At 68.3% G+C, this 24,001-nt stretch carries 24 protein-coding genes; 12 read left to right on the top strand and 12 right to left on the bottom strand.

The genetic code is table 11. The features are described 5' to 3' along the window. The first annotated feature begins 2 nt into the window (after nt 1-2). A complete protein-coding gene (locus tag AC3B6C_RS02060) occupies nt 3-1,907 on the top strand; it encodes an ABC transporter ATP-binding protein (protein WP_044507212.1) in 1,905 nt (634 codons plus the stop codon). Further along, nucleotides 1,904-3,640, top strand: a complete 1,737-nt coding sequence (locus AC3B6C_RS02055) for an ABC transporter ATP-binding protein (RefSeq protein WP_488374717.1) — start codon at nt 1,904-1,906, stop codon at nt 3,638-3,640. Before AC3B6C_RS02060 ends, AC3B6C_RS02055 begins: the two co-directional genes overlap by 4 nt. Before the next feature lie 237 nt (nt 3,641-3,877). On the opposite strand, the gene AC3B6C_RS02050 is transcribed toward AC3B6C_RS02055, so the two are convergent. The 5 genes from AC3B6C_RS02050 to echA20 all read right to left on the bottom strand — a co-directional run bounded on the left by AC3B6C_RS02050 (nt 3,878) and on the right by echA20 (nt 8,358). Then, nucleotides 3,878-4,669 (bottom strand): ABC transporter ATP-binding protein, encoded by a 792-nt coding sequence (locus AC3B6C_RS02050; RefSeq protein ID WP_488374716.1) that lies wholly within the window; start codon nt 4,667-4,669, stop codon nt 3,878-3,880. 111 nt (nt 4,670-4,780) lie between these two features. Beyond that, complete coding sequence (locus tag AC3B6C_RS02045; RefSeq protein WP_010840670.1) at nt 4,781-5,893, bottom strand: NAD(P)H-dependent flavin oxidoreductase; 1,113 nt, start codon at nt 5,891-5,893, stop codon at nt 4,781-4,783. After that, the gene (locus tag AC3B6C_RS02040) at nt 5,890-6,681 is read right to left on the bottom strand and encodes a CoA-transferase subunit beta (RefSeq protein WP_488374715.1); all 792 of its coding nucleotides are present in this window, start codon (nt 6,679-6,681) and stop codon (nt 5,890-5,892) included. Before AC3B6C_RS02040 ends, AC3B6C_RS02045 begins: the two co-directional genes overlap by 4 nt. Further along, nucleotides 6,678-7,571, bottom strand: a complete 894-nt coding sequence (locus AC3B6C_RS02035; RefSeq protein ID WP_010840668.1) for a CoA transferase subunit A — start codon at nt 7,569-7,571, stop codon at nt 6,678-6,680. The genes AC3B6C_RS02040 and AC3B6C_RS02035 overlap by 4 nt, the downstream gene beginning before the upstream one ends. Before the next feature lies 1 nt (nt 7,572). Further along, nucleotides 7,573-8,358, bottom strand: coding sequence for a (7aS)-7a-methyl-1,5-dioxo-2,3,5,6,7,7a-hexahydro-1H-indene-carboxyl-CoA hydrolase (gene echA20 / locus AC3B6C_RS02030; RefSeq protein WP_488374714.1), 786 nt, complete (start codon nt 8,356-8,358; stop codon nt 7,573-7,575). A 90-nt stretch (nt 8,359-8,448) separates the two neighbouring features. Between echA20 and AC3B6C_RS02025 the strand changes: the two genes are divergently transcribed. The 3 genes from AC3B6C_RS02025 to AC3B6C_RS02015 are packed head-to-tail and all read left to right on the top strand — an operon-like array spanning nt 8,449 to nt 10,559. Next, a complete protein-coding gene (locus AC3B6C_RS02025; protein WP_488374713.1) occupies nt 8,449-9,237 on the top strand; it encodes an SDR family oxidoreductase in 789 nt (262 codons plus the stop codon). 60 nt (nt 9,238-9,297) lie between these two features. After that, complete coding sequence (locus AC3B6C_RS02020; protein WP_055474393.1) at nt 9,298-10,182, top strand: SDR family oxidoreductase; 885 nt, start codon at nt 9,298-9,300, stop codon at nt 10,180-10,182. Then, entirely contained in the window at nt 10,179-10,559 is a 381-nt protein-coding gene (locus AC3B6C_RS02015) for a DUF8021 domain-containing protein (RefSeq protein WP_488374712.1), read from the top strand. The genes AC3B6C_RS02020 and AC3B6C_RS02015 overlap by 4 nt, the downstream gene beginning before the upstream one ends. An 80-nt stretch (nt 10,560-10,639) precedes the next feature. Here the strand turns inward: AC3B6C_RS02015 and AC3B6C_RS02010 are convergent, their stop codons facing one another. After that, nucleotides 10,640-11,296, bottom strand: coding sequence for an acetyltransferase (locus tag AC3B6C_RS02010; RefSeq protein ID WP_010840663.1), 657 nt, complete (start codon nt 11,294-11,296; stop codon nt 10,640-10,642). Nucleotides 11,297-11,466: 170 nt separating this feature from the next. On the opposite strand from AC3B6C_RS02010, the gene fadD8 reads away from it, so the two are divergent. Continuing rightward, nucleotides 11,467-13,113 carry a fatty-acid--CoA ligase FadD8 gene (gene fadD8 / locus AC3B6C_RS02005; RefSeq protein WP_488374711.1) on the top strand — a complete coding sequence of 549 codons (1,647 nt, stop codon included), beginning with the start codon at nt 11,467-11,469 and terminating at the stop codon, nt 13,111-13,113. A 50-nt stretch (nt 13,114-13,163) separates the two neighbouring features. Here the strand turns inward: fadD8 and AC3B6C_RS02000 are convergent, their stop codons facing one another. Together AC3B6C_RS02000 and AC3B6C_RS01995 are read right to left on the bottom strand one after the other, a co-directional pair. Then, nucleotides 13,164-14,282 carry a DUF5685 family protein gene (locus AC3B6C_RS02000; RefSeq protein WP_488358175.1) on the bottom strand — a complete coding sequence of 373 codons (1,119 nt, stop codon included), beginning with the start codon at nt 14,280-14,282 and terminating at the stop codon, nt 13,164-13,166. 78 nt (nt 14,283-14,360) lie between these two features. Then, the gene (locus AC3B6C_RS01995; protein ID WP_488374710.1) at nt 14,361-15,311 is read right to left on the bottom strand and encodes a helix-turn-helix transcriptional regulator; all 951 of its coding nucleotides are present in this window, start codon (nt 15,309-15,311) and stop codon (nt 14,361-14,363) included. 91 nt (nt 15,312-15,402) lie between these two features. Here AC3B6C_RS01995 and AC3B6C_RS01990 point away from each other — a divergent pair, with 91 nt between their 5' ends. Then, nucleotides 15,403-16,038, top strand: coding sequence for a TIGR03086 family metal-binding protein (locus AC3B6C_RS01990; protein WP_488374709.1), 636 nt, complete (start codon nt 15,403-15,405; stop codon nt 16,036-16,038). 28 nt (nt 16,039-16,066) lie between these two features. On the opposite strand, the gene AC3B6C_RS01985 is transcribed toward AC3B6C_RS01990, so the two are convergent. Continuing rightward, nucleotides 16,067-16,558, bottom strand: coding sequence for a nitroreductase family deazaflavin-dependent oxidoreductase (locus tag AC3B6C_RS01985; RefSeq protein ID WP_488374708.1), 492 nt, complete (start codon nt 16,556-16,558; stop codon nt 16,067-16,069). Next, complete coding sequence (locus AC3B6C_RS01980) at nt 16,558-17,721, bottom strand: steroid 3-ketoacyl-CoA thiolase (protein ID WP_488374707.1); 1,164 nt, start codon at nt 17,719-17,721, stop codon at nt 16,558-16,560. Before AC3B6C_RS01980 ends, AC3B6C_RS01985 begins: the two co-directional genes overlap by 1 nt. Nucleotides 17,722-18,062: 341 nt before the next feature. Here AC3B6C_RS01980 and AC3B6C_RS01975 point away from each other — a divergent pair, with 341 nt between their 5' ends. From AC3B6C_RS01975 to AC3B6C_RS01955, 5 genes are all read left to right on the top strand, one after another. Then, nucleotides 18,063-19,382, top strand: coding sequence for a cytochrome P450 (locus tag AC3B6C_RS01975; RefSeq protein WP_035716895.1), 1,320 nt, complete (start codon nt 18,063-18,065; stop codon nt 19,380-19,382). Beyond that, nucleotides 19,379-19,843, top strand: coding sequence for a nuclear transport factor 2 family protein (locus AC3B6C_RS01970; RefSeq protein WP_010840655.1), 465 nt, complete (start codon nt 19,379-19,381; stop codon nt 19,841-19,843). Before AC3B6C_RS01975 ends, AC3B6C_RS01970 begins: the two co-directional genes overlap by 4 nt. 237 nt (nt 19,844-20,080) lie before the next feature. Further along, nucleotides 20,081-20,560, top strand: a complete 480-nt coding sequence (locus AC3B6C_RS01965) for an RNA polymerase sigma factor (RefSeq protein ID WP_055474536.1) — start codon at nt 20,081-20,083, stop codon at nt 20,558-20,560. Continuing rightward, the gene (locus AC3B6C_RS01960) at nt 20,557-21,177 is read left to right on the top strand and encodes a hypothetical protein (protein ID WP_488374706.1); all 621 of its coding nucleotides are present in this window, start codon (nt 20,557-20,559) and stop codon (nt 21,175-21,177) included. Before AC3B6C_RS01965 ends, AC3B6C_RS01960 begins: the two co-directional genes overlap by 4 nt. After that, nucleotides 21,174-21,722: a carboxymuconolactone decarboxylase family protein gene (locus tag AC3B6C_RS01955; protein ID WP_488374705.1), complete on the top strand. Its 549-nt coding sequence runs from the start codon at nt 21,174-21,176 to the stop codon at nt 21,720-21,722. Before AC3B6C_RS01960 ends, AC3B6C_RS01955 begins: the two co-directional genes overlap by 4 nt. A 43-nt stretch (nt 21,723-21,765) precedes the next feature. Here AC3B6C_RS01955 and AC3B6C_RS01950 read toward each other — a convergent pair whose 3' ends face one another. Both AC3B6C_RS01950 and AC3B6C_RS01945 read right to left on the bottom strand, forming a co-directional pair. Further along, nucleotides 21,766-22,944, bottom strand: coding sequence for a thiolase domain-containing protein (locus tag AC3B6C_RS01950; protein ID WP_010840651.1), 1,179 nt, complete (start codon nt 22,942-22,944; stop codon nt 21,766-21,768). Continuing rightward, a complete protein-coding gene (locus tag AC3B6C_RS01945) occupies nt 22,944-23,993 on the bottom strand; it encodes a thiolase domain-containing protein (RefSeq protein WP_010840650.1) in 1,050 nt (349 codons plus the stop codon). Before AC3B6C_RS01945 ends, AC3B6C_RS01950 begins: the two co-directional genes overlap by 1 nt. Nucleotides 23,994-24,001 lie beyond the last annotated feature (8 nt).

Genomic DNA, 24,001 nt, shown 5'->3' with positions numbered 1-24,001 from the left:
ATATGACAATTGGCGGAACCGATGTGTCCGCGCCGGCAGCAGTCTCCGACGTCGACGCCGAACCCGACGATCCGAAAGCCGCGCGCGCCCAGGCCAGATCCGAGTCCAAGGCGAAAGCCGCCGCACTCGCCGACGTCCTGGCCCCGGTGAAGACGCGCACGATGCTCGCCCAGTTCGTGCAGATCTTCGCCTCCGCCGCAACGGTGGTGCCGTTCATCGGGATCGTCGAACTCGGGCGCATCCTGCTCGAGCCGGGACCGATCGACTCGGGACGCGTGTGGCTGGTCGTGTGGCTGGTCGTCGCCGGTCTCGGTGCTCGCGCCGCCTTCAGTTTCCTCGCACTGGCGATCACCCACTTCGCCGATCTCGATCTACAGGCGCAACTCCGAATCCGCATCGCGGACAAGCTCGGTCGGTTGCCGCTGGGCTGGTTCAGCCGCACCAGCTCCGGTGCCGTCCGCAAGTCCGTGCAGAACGACGTCGCCGACCTGCACTACCTCGTCGCGCACGCGACGGTCGAGGCGACGGCGGCGATGCTGTCGCCGATCTTCGCATTGATCTACTGCTTCTACCTGGATTGGCGTCTCGGACTCCTCGCCGTCGCCACGGTGCCGCTGTACGCGTTGACCTACTCCTACATGGCCCGTGACCTCACGACCGAGATGGAGAAGATGGACAAGGGTGTGGCGCGGATCAGCGCCACCATCGTCGAGTTCATCTCGGGTGTCGCCGTCGTGAAGACGTTCGGCCAGACCGGTAAGGCGCACCGGCGGTTCGTCGACGCCGCCGACGAGTTCAACGACGACTTCGCCGGTTACATGGGCCCGATGCTGCGCGTCCAGGCGGTCACCACCGTCCTGATCAGCGCGCCGCTGATCCTGCTGGTCAACCTCGGGGTCGGGTACTGGCTCGTCGACAACGGCTGGGTGCAGCCCATCGAACTCGTCGGCTCGACGCTGATCGCGATGGTGCTGCCGACCGCGCTGCTCACCGTGTCCACCGCGGTGCACACCCGTCAGCAGGCCTCCGCCGCGGCGCTGCGCATCGCCGCGCTGCTCGCCGAACCGGAGCTGGTCGTCCCGGAGAATCCGCAGGTGCCTGCCGGTCACGACGTGCGTATCGAGAACGTGCACTTCACCTACCCGCCCCGTCTCGGGGTGCCGTCCGGGGTGAAGGCGCTCGACGACGTCAGTGTGGAGCTGGCCGAGGGCACCGTGACCGCGCTCGTCGGGCCGTCGGGAAGCGGGAAGTCGACGCTCGCGACGCTGCTCCCGCGTTTCGGTGATCCCGACTCCGGTGCGGTGCGTATCGGCGGGGTCGACGTGCGCGACATCGCACCCTCCGAGCTCTACCGCCACGTCGGTTTCGTGCTGCAGGACGTGCAGCTGCTGACGATGTCGGTGCGTGACAACATCCGCCTCGGCCGTCCGGACGCGAGCGACGAGCAGGTCCACGACGCCGCCCGGGCCGCGCAGATCCACGAGCGCATCCTGGAGCTGCCCGACGGCTACGACACCGTGGTCGGCGATGGTGCCCACTTCTCCGGCGGTGAGGCACAACGTGTCTCGATCGCGCGGGCACTGCTCGCCGACACGCCGATCCTCGTCCTCGACGAGGCCACCGCCTTCGCCGACCCCGAGTCCGAGGCCCAGATCCAGCAGGCCATCGGCGCGCTGATGACCGGGCGGACCGTACTCGTCATCGCCCACCGTCTCGGCTCGATCACGCACGCGGACAACATCGTCGTCCTCGACCGGGGCCGGGTCGTCGAACAGGGCCGCCAGGACGAACTGGTCGCCCGCGGCGGGCTGTACGCGTCGATGTGGGCCGCCTACGAGGCCGGGACCACCAGACAGGACGAGGAGATCGCGCGCGGCGCGGTCGCGAACAGCGAGGTGGCACGATGATCCGCGGTTTCTACACGATCCTGGGTTCCGAACGTGCACGCATGGTCGTCTTCCTGTCCTGGGTGGTCGTCTACGGCGTCGCGCAGGGGCTGGCGATGCTCACCCTGGTCCCGATCGTCGAGCATCTGCTGACCGGTGATCTGTCCGCCGCCGCGAACTGGTTGTGGCCGTTGGCCGTCCTCGTCGTCATCTGCGCGGTGAGCGCCTACGTGCAGTCACTCAAGGGCATGACGATGGCGCTCTACGCCATGCGCATGCTGCACCACCGGCTCGGCGATCACATGGTCACGCTGCCGCTCGGATGGTTCACCCGTGACCGGGTCGGCGACGTCTCCCAGATCGCGGTCAAGGGAACGATGTTCGTGGGCAGCACCGGGGCGCACTACATCACCCCGGTCGTGGTCAACACGGTCAGCTCCGTCGTGGTCGTCATCGGCATCTGCTTCTTCGACTGGCGCATCGGCCTTCTCATGGTCGCCGGCACGTTGCTCCTCATGTATGTCGGTAAGCTGTCGAGCTCGTTCCTCGCAAAGTCCGAGGGACGCAAGCGCGCCGAGGCCGTCAAGGTCAACAACCGCGTCCTGGAATTCGCCCGCTGCCAGGCGGTGCTGCGAGCCTTCGGCGATTCGGACTCCGCGCACAAGCCGCTCGCCGACGCCCTCGGACAGCAAGCACGCGTGGGCAAGTCGATGCTGTGGCGCTCGATCCTCGGCATCCTGCTGAACGGGTTGTCGGTGCAGGTCGTCTTCAGCGCCGTGCTCGCGCTCGGTGCGTGGCTGGCCGTGGCGGGACACATCGAGCCCGCCCTGCTGATCGCGGTCTTCGGTCTCGCGGCGCGCTTCTTCGGTCCCATCGGCGAACTCGCGGAACTGGGTTCGACGCTGCGCATGTCCACCGACGAGATCAACCGCATCACCGGCGTGCTCGACACCGACCGGATGCCCGCGCCCGATCAACCGGCGGAGATCACCGAACCGGGTGCCGTCGAACTCGACGGTGTCGCATTTGGATACGAGACCGGTGCGCAGGTCCTGCGCGACGTGTCGCTGCGGGCACGCCCGGGCACGATGACCGCTCTCGTCGGCCCGTCGGGCTCGGGTAAGTCGACGATCTTCCGCCTCATCGCCCGGTTCTACGACGTCGACGGCGGCGTCGTGAAGGTCGGCGGCGTCGACGTGCGCGAGCAGGAGACCGGTGCACTCATGGGCCAGTTGTCCCAGGTGTTCCAGGACGTCTACCTCTTCGACGACACGCTGTGGGAGAACATCAAACTCGGTCGCCCCGAGGCGACCGACGACGAGATCCGCGCGGCCGCCGAGACCGCCGGGGTCACCTCGATCGTCGACCGGTTGCCCGACGGCTGGCACACGGTCGTCGGCGAGGGCGGTTCGGCCCTGTCCGGCGGTGAGCGGCAACGTGTCTCGATCGCCCGCGCTCTGCTGAAGGGCGCGCCGATCGTGCTCTTCGACGAGGCGACCAGCGCTCTCGATCCCGAGAACGAGACCCACGTCGCCGAATCCATCCGCAGGCTCGCCGACCAGAGCACGGTGCTCGTCATCGCACACAAGCTGTCGACCGTGATCGCCGCCGACCAGATCGTCGTGCTCGACGACCACGGTGGCGTCGACGACATCGGCACCCACGACGAACTGCTCACCCGCGGTGGGCGTTACCGGGAGTTCTGGGACCAGCGGACCGCCGCGGCCGGATGGACGCTGACGCCATCGGCGTAGGCGGCGTCACCCTCCTCAGGGCGGTTTTCCTACTGCTGCCTGAGGTGTGAGCGTCCCCCCTGCTCCCTGAGGTGTGAGGAGCGATAGCGACGAGCCACGAAGGGCGCGTCGAGGTGCGTCACCATGCCCTTCGTGGCTCGCTGCGCTCGCACCTCAGGGAGCAGAGGGGTGGTCCTGAGGGCCGTCACCCCTGCTCCCTGAGGAGGTCCGGAGCTTGCGGAGGGCCGTCACGAAGGGTCAGTCGCGGGCGCCTCGCGCCGACCATCGCCCGTCGCGGTGGGTGATCTCGATGGGGTGGTCGAAGCACTCGGTCACCAGCGCGGTGGTCAGGACGTCGTGGACCGGGCCCGCGGCGAGGACCCGGCCGCCGGTCACCAGGACGGCGTGCGTCGTCGTCTCGGGCAGTTCCTCGAGGTGATGGGTGACGAGCACCGTCGCGAGGTCGTGGTGGGTCCGGTGGAGTCGGTCGACGGTCTGCAGGAGTCGCTCGCGGGCGGCGACGTCGAGACCGGTCGACGGCTCGTCGAGCAGCAGGAGGCGTGGATCGGGCAGCAGCGCGCGGGCGATCAGCGTCCGGCCGCGTTCGCCCTGCGACAGGTTCGTCCACGGCGCCGACGCGAGGGCGCTCAGGCCGAGCGTCTCGATCAACTCGTCGGCCCGGGCGAGAGTCTCCGGGGTCGGTTGCCTGCGATCCATCAGCTCGGTGGTTCCGGTAGCGCCGGTGAGCACGACCTCGCGGATCGTCAGCGGCGACCGCAGCGGATGCCTGGGATTGACGTGGCCGATGGACTCACGGAGCTTCCGGGTCTCGACCCGCCCCAGCTGGTGTCCGAGGACGTGAACGCTGCCGCGCGTCGGATGTTCCTGAGCGCCGCAGAGGCTCAGGATCGTCGACTTGCCCGCACCGTTCGGACCGATGAGCGCCCACCGCTCGCCGGCCCGGATGGTGAGGTCGATGTCGGTGAGGATCGCGCGGGACTGCCGCACGAAGTCGACCGAATCCAGGCGGAGGACATCGGGGTTCGTCACGATGCGAACCTACCGGCGGCACGCTCCGGGCCTCCTCAGGGGGCGCCTTCCGCTGCCTGAGGTGCGAGGAGCGATAGCGACGAGCCTCGAAGGCCTCGAAAGCCACCGGCCCTAACCCAGCGCCCCGAGGCCCTTCAGCCGTTCGTGCGCCTGGGTCATGATCGACTGGATCAGCTCGTCACAGCTCGGCAGGTCCTCGATCATCCCGACCACCTGGCCGGAGGCGAGCACCCCGGCGCGGGTGTCGCCCTCGACGAGGCCGGCCTTGAGCAACATGGGGGTGTTGCCGGCCATGATCACCTGCTGCCACGTGCGTTCGCCCGACTTCTTCATCGTGCGTCCGTCTTTGAGCATCGTCGTCCAGCGCATCCCGGTCATCTGCTTGAACTCGTTGGCGTTTCGGGCCGCGGCGACGAGTGCCTTGACCGGGCTCCCGTTCTCCAGCGCCTCCACCAACGGTGTACGCAACACCCGGTGCGGCATGCCGTCGACCTTCACCGAGACGACGGTGTCGTTGAGACCACGTGCGAGGTACTCCTGCTTGACCGAGTCGGGCACCGCGCTGTCCGACGTCAGCAGGAACCGGGTGCCCATCGCGACGCCTTGAGCGCCGTAGGCGAGCGCGGCGGCGAGTCCGCGACCGTCGAAGAACCCGCCTGCCGCCACCACCGGCATGTCGATACCCTTGGCGGCCAACGCATCCAGCACTGACGGCAGGAGCAGCGTGGTGGCGACCGGCCCGGTGTGGCCGCCGCCCTCGCCGCCCTGCACGATCACCGCGTCGGCACCCCAGGATGCGACCTTGACGGCGTGTTTGGCAGCACCGATCGACGGGATCACGACGATGCCGTGGTCCTTGAGTTTGGCGATGAGTTCGGGTTTGGGTGCGAGCGCGAAGGATGCGACCTTGACGCCCTCGCGGATCAGCAGGTCGATCCGAGCCGGGGCATCGGTGGCGTCGGCGCGCATGTTCACGCCGAACGGCTTGTCGGTCAACGACTTCGTCTTCCCGATGGCCGTTTCGAGTTCGGCGAAGGTCATCGTGGCCGACGCCAGGATTCCCAGCCCGCCCGCGTTCGAGGTGGCCGACGTCAGCGACGGGCCGGACACCCAGCCCATCCCGGTCTGGACGATCGGGTACTCGATCCCGACGAGCCGGGTGAACGGGGTCGACAGTCCCGCCGCGCGTGCCGGGCTCGGCTGCGCGGCGGTGGGGCCGCTCATCGGACCTCCTTGTTGCGGACGCCCTTCGGGTCGAGGACGTCCCGGATCAGGCCGAGCTCCTCCGCCGTCGGCCGGCGCGTTGCCGGTGCGTCGGCAAGACCCGCGATCTCGAAGCCGGTGTTCTCGGCCACCTCGTCGGCAACGACCCCGGGATGCAGCGACAGCGCGCGCATGGTGTGGCCCGGCCCGCCGAAGTCGAAGACGCCGAGATTGGTGACGACGCGGTGGATGTTCAGGTCGTCGAAGGCTGGGTTCTCCGGATCGACCTTGTCGAAGCCGACGCCCGACACGATGTCGACGGACTCGCCGAAGACGCGCGCCGTGTGGCGGGGCACCCAGTAGCTGGTGGGGTGGTTGATGGTGTTCCCGGGCGCGCCGCGCACACCGAACATCTGGCGGGTGGGACGTTGCAACGGGCCGAAGGCCGACAGATTCTGGTTTCCGTACCGGTCGATCTGGTTGGCGCCCATCACCACATGACGACGGCCCGACGCCACGACGTCGAAGACCTTCCGGAAGGGCATCCAGCCCTCGATCGGCCCGGTCTTGCCGATCGGCGGGGTGTCGGCGAGGATCAGCGCCTCGCCATCGGTGATCAGCAGGTCGGGTTCGGTGGTGAGGCGCGCCAGCCGGGCGCCGAGCAGGGGAGTGGGTGCCATCGGCGATGCCATGATCTCGCCGGCGCCGGCGAAGATGTCGGCACACGAGATGACGCAGTACTCGGCGCGTGTGGGTTCCTCCGGCGCGGGGGAATCGCCGGGCGTGGTCGCGGTTTCGGCGGTGCTCACTGTCCGGTCTCCTTCTGCTCGTCCTGCCACGCGGCCACTTCTCGCTGGTACGTCTGCTCGTCGACGTCGAGGAATCGGCGCGAGAACGCCTCCCACGTCTCGGGTTCCTTCGCGGACGCGACGTAGAACTGCTGGAATTTCTCGTCCCGCCCGTACTCCCCGGCGAACGTGAAGTGGGCCCCGTTGGGCGCTTGGACAACCCGGTCGACGGCCATGCGGTTGAGCAGGAGACGCTGATGCGGAACGGTCTTGACGAGCACCTCGGTCGAGACGATCTGATCGGCCTCGAGGTAGCGACGCTGAGCCGCGGCGCAGTAGAGATCGTCGAAGTACGGGTCGACACCGGTGTAGGCGGCGTTGCCGTGGACGTCGGCCAGATCCAGGTGCACGAAGGCGGCGTCGAGCGTCAGCGCCGGCATGGCGACCAGCGTCTGAGTACGACCGTCGGCGTCGGGATAGGGCGAGGTGACGGTCTTCAGCTCGCCTTCCCAGAAGTTGAGGACGTCGGAGCCGAGGCCGGCGCGGATGGGCAGGAACGGCACGCGCGCGGCGGCTGCCTCCAGGCCGCATTTCACCATTCCCTCGTCCATCTCGCGGACCTCGATCTCGCCGTTCGTGCGCGCCTTGGCGAACCACGGATCGTAGAACGGGGCCGAGTCGAGTGAGACGAAGCCGTAGTACGCGCGGCGCACCTTGCCTGCGGCGCAGAGCAATCCGAGGTCGGGTCCGCCGTAGGTGACCACGGTGAGGTCCTTGACGTCGGACCGGGCGAGTGCGCGCACGAGCGCCATCGGCTTACGGCGCGAACCCCATCCGCCGATGCCGATGGTCATGCCGTCGCGCAGCTCGGCGATGACGTCGTCGAAAGTGCTTGTCTTGTCGGTGGGCATCTCAGGCACGTCCTCCATCCGAAGCGGAATTCGCGGCGAGCGGCTTGCCGGTCGACACGAAGGCATCGCGGTGTTCGTCGGCGACACCGGCCAGGTTCAGCTCGAAGGTGTATCCCTGTTCGAGGCGGTAACTCGCCTTGACGTCGACGGGATCGATCTTGTTGATCGCCTCCTTGGCGGCGCGGATCACCCGGGTGTCCTTGGCGGCGATGGCCTCCGCGATCTCGAGTGCGGCGTCGAGCAGCTCCTCGCGGGGCACGACCCGATACACCGACCCGAAGTGCTCGAGTTGCTGGGCGGTGACGTTCTTGGCGGTGAAGTAGAGGGTTCGCATCATGTGCTGTGGCACGAGACGCGCGAGATGTGTTGCCGCGCCGAGCGCTCCGCGATCGACCTCGGGCAGACCGAAGACGGCGTCGTCGGACGCCACGATGACGTCGGCGTTCCCGACGAGTCCGATGCCCCCGCCCACGCAGAACCCGTTCACGGCGACGACGACGGGTACGGCGCAGTCGTAGACCGCACCGAACGCGGCGGCGCATCCGCGGTTGGCGCCGATCAACGCGTCGAATCCGTCGGTCGCCTGCATCTCCTTGATGTCGACGCCCGCGTTGAAGCCGCGACCCTCGGCACGCAGCACCACCACGTGGGTGGTCGGGTCCGATCCCGCGGCGGTGATGGCGTCGCCGAGTTCGAACCACGCGGCCGATGGCAGCGCGTTGACCGGCGGGTAGTCGACGGTGACCGTCACGATCCCGGTATCGGAACGTGTCGTGGTGATCGGCACGCGGGCTCCTCTCATGGGGCGGTTCGGACAGCCCAGAGGACTGCGGAAGCGCACCAAGCAAGTGCTTGGTTGTTTGGTAGGGTAGCACCCATGCAGACGCAGTCACAGGTCGAGCTGGGCCTGGTCGGAAAGGTCGTGTTGGTCACCGGCGGGGGTCGCGGGGTGGGTGCGGGGATCACCCGTGTCCTGGGCTCGCTCGGCGCCCGACCGGTGATCTGTGGCCGCAACGCCGACAACCTCGCCGACGACCTCCGCGACGTCGACTTCGTGTCCTGCGACGTTCGCGACGCGGATGCGGTCGAGGCGATGGTGGACGAGGTCATCCGGCGCGCCGGACGTCTCGATGGTGTCGTGAACAATGCCGGCGGCTCGCCCTTCGCGCTGGCCGCCGACGCATCGGTTCGATTCGCGAGCAAGATCGTCGACCTCAACCTGCTGGCCCCGCTGGCAGTGGCCCGCGCGGCCAACGCCGTGATGCAGACGCAGCCCGACGGCGGTGCCATCGTGAACATCTCGAGTGTCAGTGGCCACCGAGCGTCACCCGGGACATCGGCCTACGGGGCGGCGAAGGCCGGACTCGACAATCTGATGAGTTCACTCGCCGTCGAGTGGGCGCCACGGGTGCGGGTGAACTCGGTCGTGGCCGGCCCGGTCGTCACCGAGCAGTCGCATCTGCACTACGGGGATGACGCCGGAGTCGCGGCGGTCGGCGAGACCATCCCGATGGGCCGCATGGCCACGCCCGTCGATGTCGGCAACGCGGTGGCGTTCCTGTTGTCGCCGCTCGCCTGCTACATCAGCGGATCGACGCTGACCGTGCACGGGGGTGGCGAGAAACCGGCATTCCTCGACGCCGCGACCGCCGGCAATACAGTCTGAGACCCGGCGCGCGGATCGGGTCCGAGAGAAGTTCGGAAAGGAAAGAGTGTGACCAGCACAATGAATGAGGGTCGTGTCGTCATCGTGACCGGTGCCGGCCAGGGCATCGGCCGTGCCCATGCCCTCGCGTTCGCCGCCGACGGCGCGAAGGTCGTGGTCAACGACTACGCCGAGGATCCGGCGACCGAGGTGGTCGACGAGATCGTGGCCGCGGGCGGGCACGCTGTCGCGTCGGTGGGTGATGTCGCGGACTGGGACTCGGGTGCGGCCATGGTCGAGACCGCTCTCTCGGAGTTCGGCCGCCTCGACATCCTGGTCAACAACGCGGGTTTCGTGCGCGACCGGATGCTGGTCTCGCTGTCGGAGGAGGAATGGGATGCGGTCGTCCGCGTGCATCTCAAGGGACACTTCGTCGGCCTGCGCCACGCGGCGGCGCACTGGCGTGCCCAGGCCAAGGCCGGCGACGTCCCGCAGGCACGCATCATCAACACCAGTTCCGGTGCGGGCCTCTACGGTTCGGTGGGTCAGGGGAACTACGTCGCGGCCAAGGCCGGCATCGCGGCCCTCACGATCCAGGCGGCGGCGGAGCTGGGGTCCTATGGTGTCACCGTGAATGCGATCGCCCCGGCCGCCCGCACCCAGATGACGATGGGTGCCGGTGACGCGATGGCCGCTCAGATGGCCGCGCCCGCCGACGGTTCCTTCGACACGATGGATCCCGCGAACGTGTCGCCACTCGTGGTCTGGCTGGGTTCGCCCGAAGCGGGTTCGGTGAGCGGCCGGGTGTTCGAGGTCGAGGGCGGCAAGATCTCGGTCACCGACGGCTGGCAGCGAAGCATCGAGCGGGACAAGGGGTCTCGCTGGGAAGCTGCCGAGCTCGGCCCGGTGATCGAGGAGATCCTGGCGAAGGCGCCGGTTCCGATGCCGGTCTACGGCGCGCGATGACGCCACACGCCGACTTCTCGGCCGAACGGATCGCGGCGGCGCGGGCCTACGTCGACGCCCTGGTGAGTCACGATCCATCGGCGGTCGCGCTGCACCCCGACTGCACACGAGTGGAGTTCGGCGTCCGAACCGGTCGCAACGGCGCCCACATCGCCCGAAGCCTCGCCCGCGGTCCGCAATTCCGTCTCATCCATCGGATCTCGGACTTCACCGCGACGGTCGACGGCCACAGCGTGACCACGCGCTACGTCGTCCACGTCCGACCCAAGAGGCTACGGCTGGGTGCGACGGTGTCGGAGACCTTCGTCGTCGACGAGGACAATCGGATTCGCGCGATCGTCGCGCACTACGGGCTTCCACGGCCCCAGCGGGCCTGATCGCCGAGCGCACTCACCACGGATGGCCGTGTCCACCACCCGGGGGGGCGGTGGACATGCCCTCCGGGTGGAGGTGCGGGTCAGGCGCCCGGCGCGCGGACGACCATCGGTACGCCGGGGAAGTAGGCGGCCATCTCCGAACGGGATTTGCGCAGGGCAGCGGTGCCATACCCGGCCTTGCGGAACTGCGGATGAATCCAGATGCGCAGGTCGATCTCGCCGTCCTTCAGTTCGCCGAAGACGAAGCCGACCTTCGAGTCGCCCTCGACGGCGACCAGCCAGACCGCCTCTTCGGCGTCGACCCGGGCGGTGGCCGCGCTGATCTCGGCCGCGACATCCCCGGCGGGAGCCCCGGAACCGTCTCCGGCGGTGCCGATCTCGTTGGTGCGCGCCGAGAACAGCTCCGCGTCGGCGGACGGGTCGAACGGACGGAGGTCGAGGGTGTCACCGCTGCTCGCCGGCCGTTCGGCCAGCGTGAAGGTGAGCGCGCTGTTGAGGTCGTCGAGTTCGGCCTGGTTCTTTCGACGGTCGTCTTTGGTGAGCTGATCGAGCTTCATGTCCAGGATGGCCTCGGCACCGAGCCGGGACTTCCCGAGCAGCCCCACGATCGCGGTCACGGCCTCGTCGTGATTCTCGGCGTCGACGATGGCATCGAGGACCTCGTGCCGACGTTCGAGGGCGGTCAGCAGGGCGTCGGCGATGTCGCGACGGGTGGTGGCGAGGTCGAGGTCAGTCATGCTTCGATCCTAGGTCACCGGTCGTCACCATGTGGTGGACATCATGTCCGCCGGCGGCGGGCTCCGCCGGCCGATGCGGCCCGGGAATCTAGAACAGGTTCTACCGGTGTGTACGGCTGTTTTCGTGGAGATTCTTCCCTCTTGCTGTAACACGTCCTAGTCTGGTGGACATGACGAACGAGGGTACGACGACAGCAGCGGCCGACTTCGATCACCTGCGCGGGGGCACGCACATGGGCGACCTGATGGTCGCGGCGCTGCGGCGGCACGCCGACCGCACCGTCCTGTCCCTCGGCGACACCGAGATGACCGGCGGTGAGATGGCCGCGTCGATCAGCCGGTACATCCAGGCCTTCGAGGGATTGGGAGCCGGTACCGGGACCGCGGTGGGCCTGCTCGCGCTGAATCGTCCCGAGGTGCTGTTCGTGATCGGCGCCGGCCAGACCCAGGGGTGGCGCCGCACCGCACTGCATCCCCTCGGCTCGCTAGACGACCACGCATACGTGCTCTCCGATGCCGGCGTGTCGACCCTCATCATCGATCCGGTGCCCATGTTCGTCGAACGGGCCGCGGCCCTCCTCGAACGGGTGCCCGGCCTCAAGCAGGTGCTGACGCTCGGGCCGGTGCCCGAGCAGCTGGCCGCACATGCACGTGACGTGATCGCCGAGGCAGACGGCTTCGAGTCGAAGCCCCTTGTCGCGGCGCACCTCTCACCCGACCACGTCGTCTCCATCACCTACACGGGCGGGACCACCGGCAAGCCGAAGGGGGTCATCGGAACGGCGCGTGCGATGTCGACGATGACGCAGATCCAGCTCGCCGAATGGGAGTGGCCCGAGCATCCGCGATTCCTGCTCTGCACGCCCCTCTCGCATGCGGGTGCCGCGTTCTTCGTCCCGACCCTGATGAAGGGCGGATCGATGGTGGTCCTGTCCAAGTTCGACCCGGCCGAGGTGCTGCGCACCATCGAGGAGCAGAAGATCACCGCGACGATGCTGGTGCCGTCGATGCTGTACGCGCTGATGGACCACCCGGACTCGAAGACGCGTGACCTGTCGTCGCTGGAGACCGTGTATTACGGTGCGTCACCGATCAATCCGGTCCGCCTCGCCGAGGCCATCGAGCGCTTCGGGCCGATCTTCGCCCAGTACTACGGCCAGTCCGAGGCGCCGATGGTCATCAGCTACCTGGCCAAGGGAGACCATCCGGGTCCCGGTGAGGACCAGCGTCGGCTGAGCAGTTGCGGACGGCCGTCGGCCTTCCTGCGCACCGCCCTGCTCGGGCCCGACGACAAGCCCGTGCCCCAGGGTGAGCCCGGCGAGATCTGTGTCGCCGGCCCACTTCTCGCCGGTGGGTACCTGGGTCTCCCCGAGCAGACGGCGGACACCTTCCGCGACGGCTGGCTCCGCACCGGCGACGTCGCGCGCGAGGACGAGGACGGGTTCTGGTTCATCGTCGACCGCACCAAGGACATGATCGTCACCGGTGGGTTCAACGTGTTCCCGCGCGAGGTCGAGGATGTCGTCGCCGAACATCCGGCGGTCGGTCAGGTCGGTGTGATCGGTGTCCCGGACGAGAAGTGGGGTGAGGCGGTCACCGCGATCGTCGTCCTCCGCGGCGATGCCCCCGCCGACGACGCGGCGAAGGACCGCATCGTCACCGAGATTCAGCAGTCCGTGAAGGACCGCAAGGGGGCGGTGCAGTCACCCAAGCGCGTGATCTTCGCCGACGCATTGCCGTTGACCGCCCTCGGCAAGCCGGACAAGAAGGCGCTGCGGTCTCAGTACTGGGCCGACTCCGACCGCGGCGTCGGGTAGGTCCCGATTCGCATGGCCCCCGCCCCGTACGGACGGTCGGAGAACGCGGGTCACAGGTCGCAGCAGTCGCAACAATCGCAGCAGTCGCAGTCGTCGCAGACTGCGTCCTTGTACTTGTCGGTGAAGTGATTCCAGTGGTCCGTGCAGCAGGCCTTGCCGAAGCAGGAGACGCCGATGAACGGCAGAATCCGCTCGCCGAATGAACGATTGGGTTTGAACGGCGGCGGATAGGGCCACTCGGAGGGATATCCGAAGGGCCGGTGCGGAGGCCACTGGGTGCGCGAGTCGGCGGTGACGGAGATGGCGTCGGCGTGCGGATGCATGCGCTTGTGAATGGCATGCCGCAGGCCGTCGAGCAGAACCACGCGCAGCAAGCGGTCGTCGGCGAGGGAGAGGTCGGCATAGCGCGCCCGGATCGCGGCAGCGAGTCGTCGACACTGCTCGAGCGCGGTCTCCGGAGACGTGCCGGTCGCCCGGAGCGGATTGAATCGCCCCTCGGCGGCGTCGGAGTCGTAGTCGTCGACCGCGTCCAGCAGATGCGCGATCCGGCCGAAGTCGGCACCGATGTCGCGGAGCGGCTCCTGGTTGCCCGGGACCTCGGCCAGGACCGCCGAAGTGGCGAAGACCTGTGCGGCGGCGGCACCCGAAGGTTGCGTGAGGTCGTCGAGCACGACGCTCGTCGACTCGATCTCCGCCTGCCGGGACAGGGTCGTCATCATGGCGTCGATGTCGAGGCGGCCGGCGACCGTGGTGTCGGCCGCGGCGTGCCGACGCAGGTGGCCCCCGGCGTACTCCGCGAGCTTGGCGCGGACCGGACGCCGGGGTGCGAGCGCGTGATGTTGTTCGCTGCCGACATCGGCGGCCTTCGCGGCGGCCAGGGTGAGCGAGGCGGTCGTGGCGAGACGCACGCCCGGCTCGTCGGCGGACACGACCGTCGCCGTGCGCATTCCGCGCAGAGGGCAGCGTCCGGCCTCGGTGGACGCGCACTCCTTCGTCGACTGGGCGGCGGTGAGAATCGAGACCATCACCGCGTCGGTGTTGACCGTCAGCCTGCTCGACTGACCGTGGTTGTCTCGCAGCGAGAGGCAGACCCCACACAGGTGAGAGCGCCACTGGTCCATCAGGTCGTCGTCGAGTGCGTGCCGACATGGAGTGAGAACCCCGAACATCCGTGAATCAGACCACACGGCCCGAGGTGTCGCCAGGCGATTCATTCGTTCGGTGCAGGTGACGCCTCGTGCACGCCGTCACCCGCCGGTCGCCGCGCGGGCACGGGCCGTCAGCGCGGTCCGTAGCCAGTCCGGCTCGCGCACCACGAAGTCGTGATCGAACATCGTCGACCAGAGCGCGCGCACCGCGTGCCGGCGGTCGGCGAACCGGAGATCGAGACGGCACCGGCCGTCCGCGGATTCACCGAGATGTGTTGCCGAGGCGATCGATCCGATTCGTTCGGCGTCGTCGGCCGAGCAGTCGATCACGACGTCGACCGGTTCGAAGGAGCGCCGAAAGGCGTCACGGTGCCGCTCCCAGATCTCGGCCAGGTCGACCTCGTCGGAGCGATGAGCCGGCTCGTCGAGGATGTCCACATCGCTCATCCGGGAGAGCCGGAACATTCGTTCGGAAGGCGTCGCGGTCGCTTCTCGGCGTCGGGACCCCGCGACGAGGTACCAGGTGTCGCCCGCCACGATCAGGCCGATCGGATCGAGTACGTGCTCGCGCGCAGCGTCGGCTCCCCGGCTTCGGTAGCGGACACGGATCCGCCGGCCCTCGAAGACGGCGATCTGCACGGCCTGGAGGTTGTCGAGGACTTCGGGGGCCCGGACGAAACCCTCCGGACGGACCAGGATCCGCTGCGCGGCCCGCACGGCCTGGCTCCGGTGCGCTTCGGGTAGTGCCGCGGTGACCTTACGCATGGCGCTGGCGAACGCGGGGGAGTCGACCCGTCCGGTGCCGGCGAGGAGAGACGTCGCCTCGTCGACGGTCAGCCCCGTGAGGTCGGTGCGGTACCCCGGTAACAGCGCGAACCCGCCGTGTCGTCCGCGCTCGGCGTACACCGGCACGCCGGACAGCGACAGCGCATCGATGTCGCGGAGCACGGTTCGCTCGGAGACCCCGAGCTCGGCGGCCAGCTCGGCAGCCGTCACCCGCTCGTGCTTCTTCAGCAGCATCAGCAGGGCGATGAGACGTTCGGCGCGCACGGTTGAGATTCTTCCGGAAAAACATGACAGAAGGTGTCGTGTATTGAGACTTCACTGGTCCTCGTACCCGAAAGACACGAGAGGACATGCCATGAACGCACCGACCACGAACTCCGGACCGGCTCCTGAGACGACACCCGCCCTCGGCGATCCCCGGCCGGCGTTCCGCGCCGCCACCGCCTGGGTCGTGGAGTTGCTCGAGGGAGTGTCCGACGACCAGCTCGACTCGCCGACGCCCTGCGACGACTTCGACGTCCGGACCCTGTCGGCGCACCTCGTCGCCGTCGCGCATCGCGCCGCAGCGCTCGCCGAGGGTGCCGACATCCGCACGATGGCGTCGATCGCCGAGCAGTACGATGCCCAGACGTACGCGGCCCTCATCGACCAGGCGCTCGACTCGTGGTCGGATGACACCAAGCTCTCCGTGATGGTCCAGATGCCCTGGGGTGAGGTCCCGGGCGCCGGGGCCCTGTGGGGTTATGTCAGCGAAACCCTCGTCCACGCTTGGGATCTGGCGGTCGCCACCGGCCGGCCGGCCGAGGCCGACGCCGAACTCGCCGAGACGACCCTGGGGGTGGCCCGACAGTTCATCCCGGCCGCGATCCGCACCGACCCCGCCGTGCCCTTCGGGCCCGTCGTCGAACCCCGCCCCGAGGCCGGACCCACCGAGCGGCTCGCGAACTGGACCGGCCGCGACTCCGTCACCTGGGTGCGGCGGCAACCCTGACGATCGGGCCCCCGGCGGTCCTGTTGCCTCAGCGGGCCGGCTCGCAGATGACCACCGGGATCGTCCGTTCCGTCCAGGCGGCGTAGGTGTCGTAGTCGGCATAGGTGTCGACCAGATCGGGCCACAGGTCGGCGCGTTCGGAATCGGTGGCGGTGCGCGCCACGAGGTCGTACTTCTTCTTGCCGAGCTGGATGGTGACCTGCGGGTTGTCGCGGAGATTCAGATACCAGGCCGGATTCTTGGCCGAGCCGCCCTGCGACGCCACCACCACGAACGACTCACCCCGTCGCAGATAGATCAGCGGTGCGGTCCGCGGCTGGCCCGACTTGCGGCCGATCGTGGTGAGCAGGCACACCGGGGCGGGCTTGCGCAGGCCCGCCCCGACTCGCCAGGTTCCCCCGATCCGACCTCCGGTGGCCTTGTACAGCGCGGTGTTCGCCTTCGATCCCAGCTTGATGAACTTGCTGACGACGGGCGAATCCAGTCGTGCCGGCTTGTTGTCCGGATCGAAGGCCGGCATCAGATCCGCTCGATGATGGTGCCGGTGGCCATCGCGCCACCAGCGCACATCGTGACGAGCGCGGTCTGACCGTCCCGGCGCTCCAGCTCGTGCAGGGCCGTGGTGATCAGCCGAGAGCCGGTGCTGCCCACGGGATGTCCCAGCGCGATGGCCCCGCCGTTGACATTCACCTTGTCCAGGTCGGCGCCGTGGACCTGAGCCCAGCTGAGGACCACGGAGGCGAACGCCTCGTTGATCTCGACGATGTCGATGTCGGACAACGACATACCCGACTTCGCCAGGACGCGCCCGGTCGCCTGGACCGGACCGTCGAGATGGAAGTGCGGTTCCGAGCCGACCAGGGCCTGCGCCCTGATGCGCGCGCGGGGCGTCAGGCCCAGCTCGCGCGCCTTCGACTCGTCCATGATGAGCACGGCGGCCGCGCCGTCGGAGATCTGCGACGACGTCCCCGCGGTGTGGATGCCGCCCTCGAGAACGGGTTTGAGCGCGGACAGGGATTCGAGCGTGGTGTCGCGCAGGCCCTGATCGCGGCTCACGTCGAGGATGTTCCCGGTGAACTCGCCCTCTTTGGTGCGCTCGGGCGCCTTGAGGCTCAGGACCTCGCGATCGAAACGGCCCTCGTCCCACGCCTGGCGGGCATTGCGCTGACTACGCTCGCCGAGCGCGTCGATGTCGGCGCGCGTGATGCCCCGGCGCTTGGCGATGCGCTCGGCGGCCTCGAACTGGTTGGGCATGTCGATGTCCCACGAATCCGCGTGGTACGGGCCGGCATTCGTACCCACATTCGCGCCGAGCGGGACGACGGACATCGTCTCCACCCCGCAGGCGACGCCGATGTCGATCGCGTCGGAGGCGATCAGTCCGGCGATCAGGTGATTGGCCTGTTGTGCCGAGCCGCACTGGGCGTCGATGGTGGTGGCTCCGGTCGCCTCCGGGAGGCCCGCGGACAACCACGCCTTGCGCGTGATGTTGCCGGCCTGGGCGCCCGCCTGGGTCACGCAGCCGCCGATCGCCTGTTCGACGAGCGCGGGGTCGATGCCCGCCTTCTCGAGGAGACCTCGCTGGGTGAGGCCGAGCAATTCCTCGGCGTGCAACCCCGACAGCCATCCGCCGCGCTTGCCGATCGGCGTACGCGCCGCCTCCACGATGACCGGAACGCCCATGGCCACTCCTTCGTTAGTCCCAGTGAACTCCGTTGCCCACGGAGCATGGCCTGTCGACGGGACGTCGAGGCCGCTGAGATCCAAGCTAGAACACGTTCTATGTTTGCGTCTATGGTGGGGGCTCAACGTGTTCTGTAACCATCGCCCGACGGCTGTCGCGGAGGTCGTGTCCCTGCTGCACGCGGACAGATGTCTCGCGGTTCACGAGTCAACGTCGCAGGTGGGGACCATGGGGCGACCAGAGAACTAGAACAAGTTCTCATCCGGGGGTGTCGAATGGGTCACAGTGTGCTTGAATGTGATTGAAACAGGTTCTAAATCTCACAGCGAGGTGGTGTGACGTGACCCAGGCCCAGAGCGCCCCGATCGGCAGCGAGCCGACCCCGGCGGATTCTGCGCGCACGAGCCCTTCCGACGTAGTCGCGAAGTGCCCGTTCATGGAGCAGGAGGGGTGGGATTTCACCAACCCCGACCTGCTCGAGCAGGGAATTCCCGTGCAGGAGTTCGCGCAACTGCGCAAGACCGCGCCGGTCTGGTGGAATGCCCAGGCGCCCGGCAAGGGCGGTGGTTTCCACGACGGCGGCTACTGGGTGATCTCCAAGCACGCCCATGTCCGTGAGATCTCGAAGAACAACGAGGACTGGGAAACCAACGCCAACGGCGTCATCATGCGTTTCGACGACGAGATGACCGCCGATCAGATCGAGATCACCAAGGCCCTGCTGATCAACCATGATCCGCCGGAGCACACGCGTCTGCGCAAGCTGGTCTCCAAGCTGTTCACGCCCCGCGCGGTGCACTCGCTCGAGGAGAAGCTCGACGACGCCGCCCGTGAGATCGTCACCCGGGCCGCGGAAAAGGGCAGCGGCGACTTCGTCAAGGACGTCGCCGTCGACCTGCCGCTCCTGGCCATCGCCGACCTGCTCGGTGTGCCGGAGTCGGATCGGGAGAAGCTGTTCGACTGGTCGAACTCGATGATGAACGCCGACGATCCGGACTACACCACGGATCCCCAGCAGGCCAACGCCGAGATCCTCGGCTACGGCTACACGATGGCCGAGGAGAAGCGCAAGAACCCCGGCGAGGACATCGTCACCACGCTGGTGAACGCCGACATCGACGGGCAGTCGCTCGACGAGACCGAGTTCGGGTTCTTCTTCATCCTCCTGACCGTCGCGGGCAACGAGACCACCCGTAACGCCATCAGTCACGGGATGAATGCGTTCCTGGACAATCCCGACCAGTGGGAGCTGTTCAAGAAGCATCGTCCGGCGACGGCGGTCGACGAGATCGTCCGGTGGGCCACCCCGGTGAACTGCTTCCAGCGGACGGCCAAGCGGGACACGCAGATCGGCGGCGTCGACATCGCCAAGGGCGAGCGCGTCGGTATGTTCTACGGTTCGGCCAACTACGACGAGGACGTCTTCGACGATCCGTTCTCGTTCAACATCATGCGCGATCCCAACCCGCACGTCGGGTTCGGCGGCAACGGTGCGCATTTCTGCGTCGGCGCCAATCTCGCACGGATGGAGATCAACCTGATGTTCAACGCGCTGGCCGACACGGTGCCCGACATCACCAAGCTCGACGCCCCTCGCCGCCTGCGGCACGGCTGGATCAACGGGGTCAAGGAACTCCGCGTCGACTACGGCACCAAGTGACCGCGGCAGAAGACACCGCACCACGGGAGACGCCGGCGTACCTCGGCATCGACCGGGAGAACCATCCCGCAGTCGTGGCGGGACGTCGTTCGCGTGAGTTCGTGGCATCGCGGGACAAGCAGGCCTGGATCGACAACTTCGCGGCCGACGCGACGGTCGAGGACCCGGTCGGGCCGTCGATGTTCGATCCGGACGGCGTCGGATTCCGTGGGCACGAGCAGATCTCCGAGTTCTGGGACAAGTCGATCGGCACGACCGAGAGCATCGACTTCCGCTTCGACGAGGAGATCATCTGTGGGAACGAGGTCGCCTACATCGGCAGCATCGTCACCCACATCGCGGGTCACGTCTCCGAGGCGCGAGGGGTGTTCACCTACCGCGCCGACGCGGACGGGAAGCTGTCGGCATTGCGTGCCTTCTGGGAGGTCGAGAAGACGATCAACTCGGTGCGCAAGGCCTGAGGGTCGCACCACGGTCCGCCGCGGGCGGGACAGGTTCCTCACCTGTCCCGCCCGCCGTCGTCTGTGCGCCCAGCCGAGGAGGGCGCCCGAGTTCGCGCATCTGCCGTTACAGCCGGCCGCCCGTGCCGGAAGATGTATCGCAGGGTCCATGACGCCCGGGGCGTCGCCGACGGCCCACGGTGTCGATGGCGAAGGGGGGACGACTCGAAGTCGGGCGCGGTCGATCAGTTCGACGCGGTGTACCGCGAACACGTGGCGGGGGTCTGGCGCTACGTGCGAACCCGCGTGCCCGCGAATGTCGATGCCGACGACGTGACCGCGGAGGTCTTCGTGAAGGCGATGCGCTCCTGGGACCGATTCGACGATCGGCGCGGCACCGTCGGCGCCTGGCTGATAGGCATAGCCCGGCACGTCGTCGCGGACTGGTGGGCGCGGCAGTCCCGGGAGGTGCCGGTCGCCGAGGTCGACGTGGACGCCGCGGTGATGTCCGCTCCCGACGGCGACCCCGAGACCTCGATGTTGCGCGCCGCGGCGGCTGACGACGTGCGCAGCCGGCTGTGGGTGCTCACCGCGCGCGAACGCGAGGCCGTGGCCCTGCGGTTCGGCACCGAACTCAGCTCTGAGGAGATCGGGGTCGCGATGGGGATCTCGGCAACCGCCGCCCGGATGCTCGTCTATCGCGGGGTGGCGAAGTTGAGGGAGGTGATGCCGAGGTGACGCCAGAGGATCCGGCTGCGTCCGAGCAGTACGACCCTGCCGAGGTCGCGGCGGCCGAACTGCTCGACGCCAGGATCGCGGCCGTCCTCGACGGGCGCGAGATGCCGGGTGCCCGGACACCCGAACTCGAACTGCTCGCCGACGGCTTACGCCGTGATCCGCCCCCGTCGACCTACGCCGCGGTCGATCGGGGCCTGGAGTCCCGGCGTTCGGCCCGTCCGAGACGACGATGGTCGGCGTCGCAGGTGGCCGCGGCCGTGCTCGGCGCGGTCCTGGTCATCCATGGCATGGGGAACTTGGTTGCCGGGGAATGGATCTCGGCGTCGCTGGGCGAGCCGTACAACCAGCACGCGATGATCGACGGGGGACTGGCGTTCATCGCCCTGGGTGCGGCGATCGCGGTCGCCTCGACGCGCCGGCGGTGGTTGCCCGTCGCCGTCATCGTGGGCGTGCCGCTCGGACTCGTCATGGGTGGACGCGGCGTGCACGAGATCGGCGTGTTCGCCTGGGGTGCGGTCGCGCACGGTGCGGTCGGTGTGGCCGCGCTGGTGTTGCTGGTCACTTTCGTCCTGGGCGGGCGTTACAGCCGAGGGCGGGATGAGGAAGGACGGGTATGAGAGCACTGCATCGAATCCGGAATTACGTACGCGCCATGCGACGGGCACGACGCCACCGCACCGAGCTCGTCGGCCATCTGGCACGGCGGCCGCTGCTGGCCGGCGGGGTCGCCGGGATGGAGAGCGCGATGCTGCTGTCCAACCGGATGGACCCGAAGCTCAAGGAACTCGCCGAACTCAAGGCGGCAGGCATGGTCAGTTGCGAGTTCTGCCTCGACATCGGGTCGGCGCTCGCCTCCGGCGCGGGCATCACCGAGCAGCAGCTCCGCGACCTCCCGCGTTATCGGGAGTCGACGGCCTACACCGACCTGGAGAAGCTCGTCATCGGTTACGCCGAGGCGATGACGCGCACACCGGCCGTCGGGGAGGACCTCGCCGAGCTGCGTCGTGAGCTGGGCGAGCACCTGTCGGAGACCCAGATCGTCGAACTCGCCATGACCGTCGCCTGGGAGAACCAGCGGGCGCGCCTCAACCAGTCTCTGGGTGTCCGGCCCACCGGAATGTCCGACGGCCTCGCCTGCGCTGTGCCCGAACGAATTTCGTAGCATTCATGCGCATATGGCGCGCATGGATGCTACGAAATCCGCGTCAGTGCAAGGGTTTGTCGGCGCCGACGAGCCACATGGAGAAGTACTGGGAACCGCCGCCGTAGGCGTGGCCCAGGGCCTTGCGGGCGTCCGCGACCTGGTGGTCGCCGGCCTTGCCCATGACCTGGATCGCCGCCTCGGCGAACCGGATCATTCCCGACGCCCCGATCGGGTTCGACGACAGGACACCGCCGGACGCATTGAGCGGCAGGCGGCCGCCGATCTCGGTGTCACCGGATTCGGTGAGCTTCCAGCCCTCGCCCTCGGCCACGAAGCCGAGGTTCTCCAGCCACATCGGCTCGAACCACGAGAAGGGCACGTAGATCTCGGCGGCGTCGATCTCCTCGAGGGGATTGCTGATGCCGCCTGCCTTCCACAGGGCGGCGGCGGCGTCGCGACCGGCCTGCGGGCTGACGACGTTGCGGTGCGCGTACGACAGCGGCTCGGTGCGCATCGCCGTGGCATGAATCCACGCCACCGGATCGCCCGCGGCGATCGCCGCGTCGGCGACGTCTTCGCTGCCGATGACCACCGCGCACGCCCCGTCCGACGACGGGCAGGTCTCGTCGTAGCGGATCGGATCCCACAGCATCTGCGAGCTCATGACCTTCTCGACGGTCTGATCCGGCTGGTGCAGGTGCGCAAGCGGATTCAGCGCGCCGTTGCGACGGTCCTTGGCCGCGACCATCGCGCCGATGTGTTCGGGGGCTCCGGACTGCCGGATGTAGGCGCGCACGTGCGGGGCGAAGAAGCCGCCCGCGCCGGCGCCCACCGGTTTGGTGAACGGCACCGGGATCGACAGGGCCCACATCGCGTTGGACTCCGACTGCTTCTCCCAGGCGACGGCCAGGACCCGTTTGTGCACTCCGGCGAAGACGAGCGACGCCGCCACGTTGGCCGTCGAGCCGCCGACCGAACCCGCGGTGTGCACGCGGATGAGTCGTTTGCCGACCGCGCCGATGGCCTCGGCCATCGCGAGCTCGGGCATCATCGACCCCTCGAAGAGGTCCGGTGCCTTGCCGATGACGATCGCGTCGATGTCGTCGAGAGAGACGTTGGAGTCGAGGAGCGCGGCGTCGATGGCCTCGCGGACCATGCCGGCCATCGTGACATCGGACCGCTTGGCGACGTACCGCGTCTGTCCGGTTCCCAGCACCGCGGCTCGATTGTTGTGTCCCATCAGTTCTCGCCTCCCGAGTTCGTTTGGGCACTCAGGGTGACCACCATGTTCTGCTGCAGCAGCGGCCCGCTCGACGCGTGGGCGAGTGCGGTGCCCGCGTTCCCGCTGAGGATCTCGTGCGCCGCGTACCCGATGCGCTGGAGACCGGCGGAGAACAGCGAGTTGCCGGCCAGCGAGCCGCCGGACGGGTTGATCCGCACCGAGTCTGGCAACCCGAGCGCGTTGCGGACGATGATCTCCTGATGTGTGTACGACGCGTTGATCTCGGCGACGTCGACCGCTCGGCTCCGGTCGCCGAACGCGGTGTCGCCGGCGACCTTCGTGGAGGGCGACAGCGTGAGATCGCGTGCCCCGAAGTTGGGCGTGTCGATGCGGTGGTCCCACCCGGTGACGAACGCGGGATTGGCCACCAGCTCACGGGCCTTGCGCTCGCTCGCGATCACGACCGCGGCGGCGGCATCGGTGTAGGGCGCGATGTCGTGCTGCCGCAACGGGTTCGCGACGTACTCGCGGCCGAGCAGCTCGTCGACCGAACCGCCGAAGGTGCGTGCGCCGATCTCGGCCATGTCGGCCTCGGTCCACACGCCGGCGTCGATGCCGGCACGTGCCTGGAGGGCGCCGAGCGACCGCGCGTCCGGATGGAGCGGGGCGACGGTGTACGGGTCGGTCTGCAGGGTGAGGGTCTGGTCGGCGTTGCCCGCGGTGGCCTTGCCGAATCCGTAGGCGAGGGCGAGGTCGACCTCGCCGGTCGCGATCTTCACCCACGCCTCGTACAGAGCCCACGCGCCGTCCATCTCGACATGTGACTCGTTGATGGGCGGCATGGCGCCGATCGAGTCGATCGCGGAGATGAAGGAGAACGCGCGCCCGGCAAGGTAATCCGACGATCCGCTGCACCAGAACTCGATGTCGGTGCGGGCGATGCCGAGTTCGGCGTAGAGCTTGTCGAAACAGGGGATCAGCATCTCGACACCGTTGGTGGTGCCGTGGGTACCGGCGACATTCGGGCTGTGTGCGAAGCCGATGATCGCGATCGGTGGCAGTGTCATCAGAGGTG

The sequence above is a fragment of the Gordonia sp. 11cp genome (assembly GCF_057767225.1).
This window is presented reverse-complemented; position numbering and strand designations above follow the sequence as displayed.

Coding starts and splice junctions, on each gene's coding strand:
- AC3B6C_RS02060 (WP_044507212.1), top strand. CDS start 3: ATGACAATTGGCGGAACCGATGTGTCCGCGCCGGCAGCAGTCTCCGAC.
- AC3B6C_RS02055 (WP_488374717.1), top strand. CDS start 1,904: ATGATCCGCGGTTTCTACACGATCCTGGGTTCCGAACGTGCACGCATG.
- AC3B6C_RS02045 (WP_010840670.1), bottom strand. CDS start 5,893: ATGAGCGGCCCCACCGCCGCGCAGCCGAGCCCGGCACGCGCGGCGGGA.
- AC3B6C_RS02035 (WP_010840668.1), bottom strand. CDS start 7,571: ATGCCCACCGACAAGACAAGCACTTTCGACGACGTCATCGCCGAGCTG.
- AC3B6C_RS02025 (WP_488374713.1), top strand. CDS start 8,449: ATGCAGACGCAGTCACAGGTCGAGCTGGGCCTGGTCGGAAAGGTCGTG.
- AC3B6C_RS02020 (WP_055474393.1), top strand. CDS start 9,298: ATGAATGAGGGTCGTGTCGTCATCGTGACCGGTGCCGGCCAGGGCATC.
- AC3B6C_RS02015 (WP_488374712.1), top strand. CDS start 10,179: ATGACGCCACACGCCGACTTCTCGGCCGAACGGATCGCGGCGGCGCGG.
- AC3B6C_RS02010 (WP_010840663.1), bottom strand. CDS start 11,296: ATGACTGACCTCGACCTCGCCACCACCCGTCGCGACATCGCCGACGCC.
- fadD8 (WP_488374711.1), top strand. CDS start 11,467: ATGACGAACGAGGGTACGACGACAGCAGCGGCCGACTTCGATCACCTG.
- AC3B6C_RS02000 (WP_488358175.1), bottom strand. CDS start 14,282: ATGTTCGGGGTTCTCACTCCATGTCGGCACGCACTCGACGACGACCTG.
- AC3B6C_RS01990 (WP_488374709.1), top strand. CDS start 15,403: ATGAACGCACCGACCACGAACTCCGGACCGGCTCCTGAGACGACACCC.
- AC3B6C_RS01985 (WP_488374708.1), bottom strand. CDS start 16,558: ATGCCGGCCTTCGATCCGGACAACAAGCCGGCACGACTGGATTCGCCC.
- AC3B6C_RS01980 (WP_488374707.1), bottom strand. CDS start 17,721: ATGGGCGTTCCGGTCATCGTGGAGGCGGCGCGTACGCCGATCGGCAAG.
- AC3B6C_RS01955 (WP_488374705.1), top strand. CDS start 21,174: ATGAGAGCACTGCATCGAATCCGGAATTACGTACGCGCCATGCGACGG.
- AC3B6C_RS01950 (WP_010840651.1), bottom strand. CDS start 22,944: ATGGGACACAACAATCGAGCCGCGGTGCTGGGAACCGGACAGACGCGG.
- AC3B6C_RS01945 (WP_010840650.1), bottom strand. CDS start 23,993: ATGACACTGCCACCGATCGCGATCATCGGCTTCGCACACAGCCCGAAT.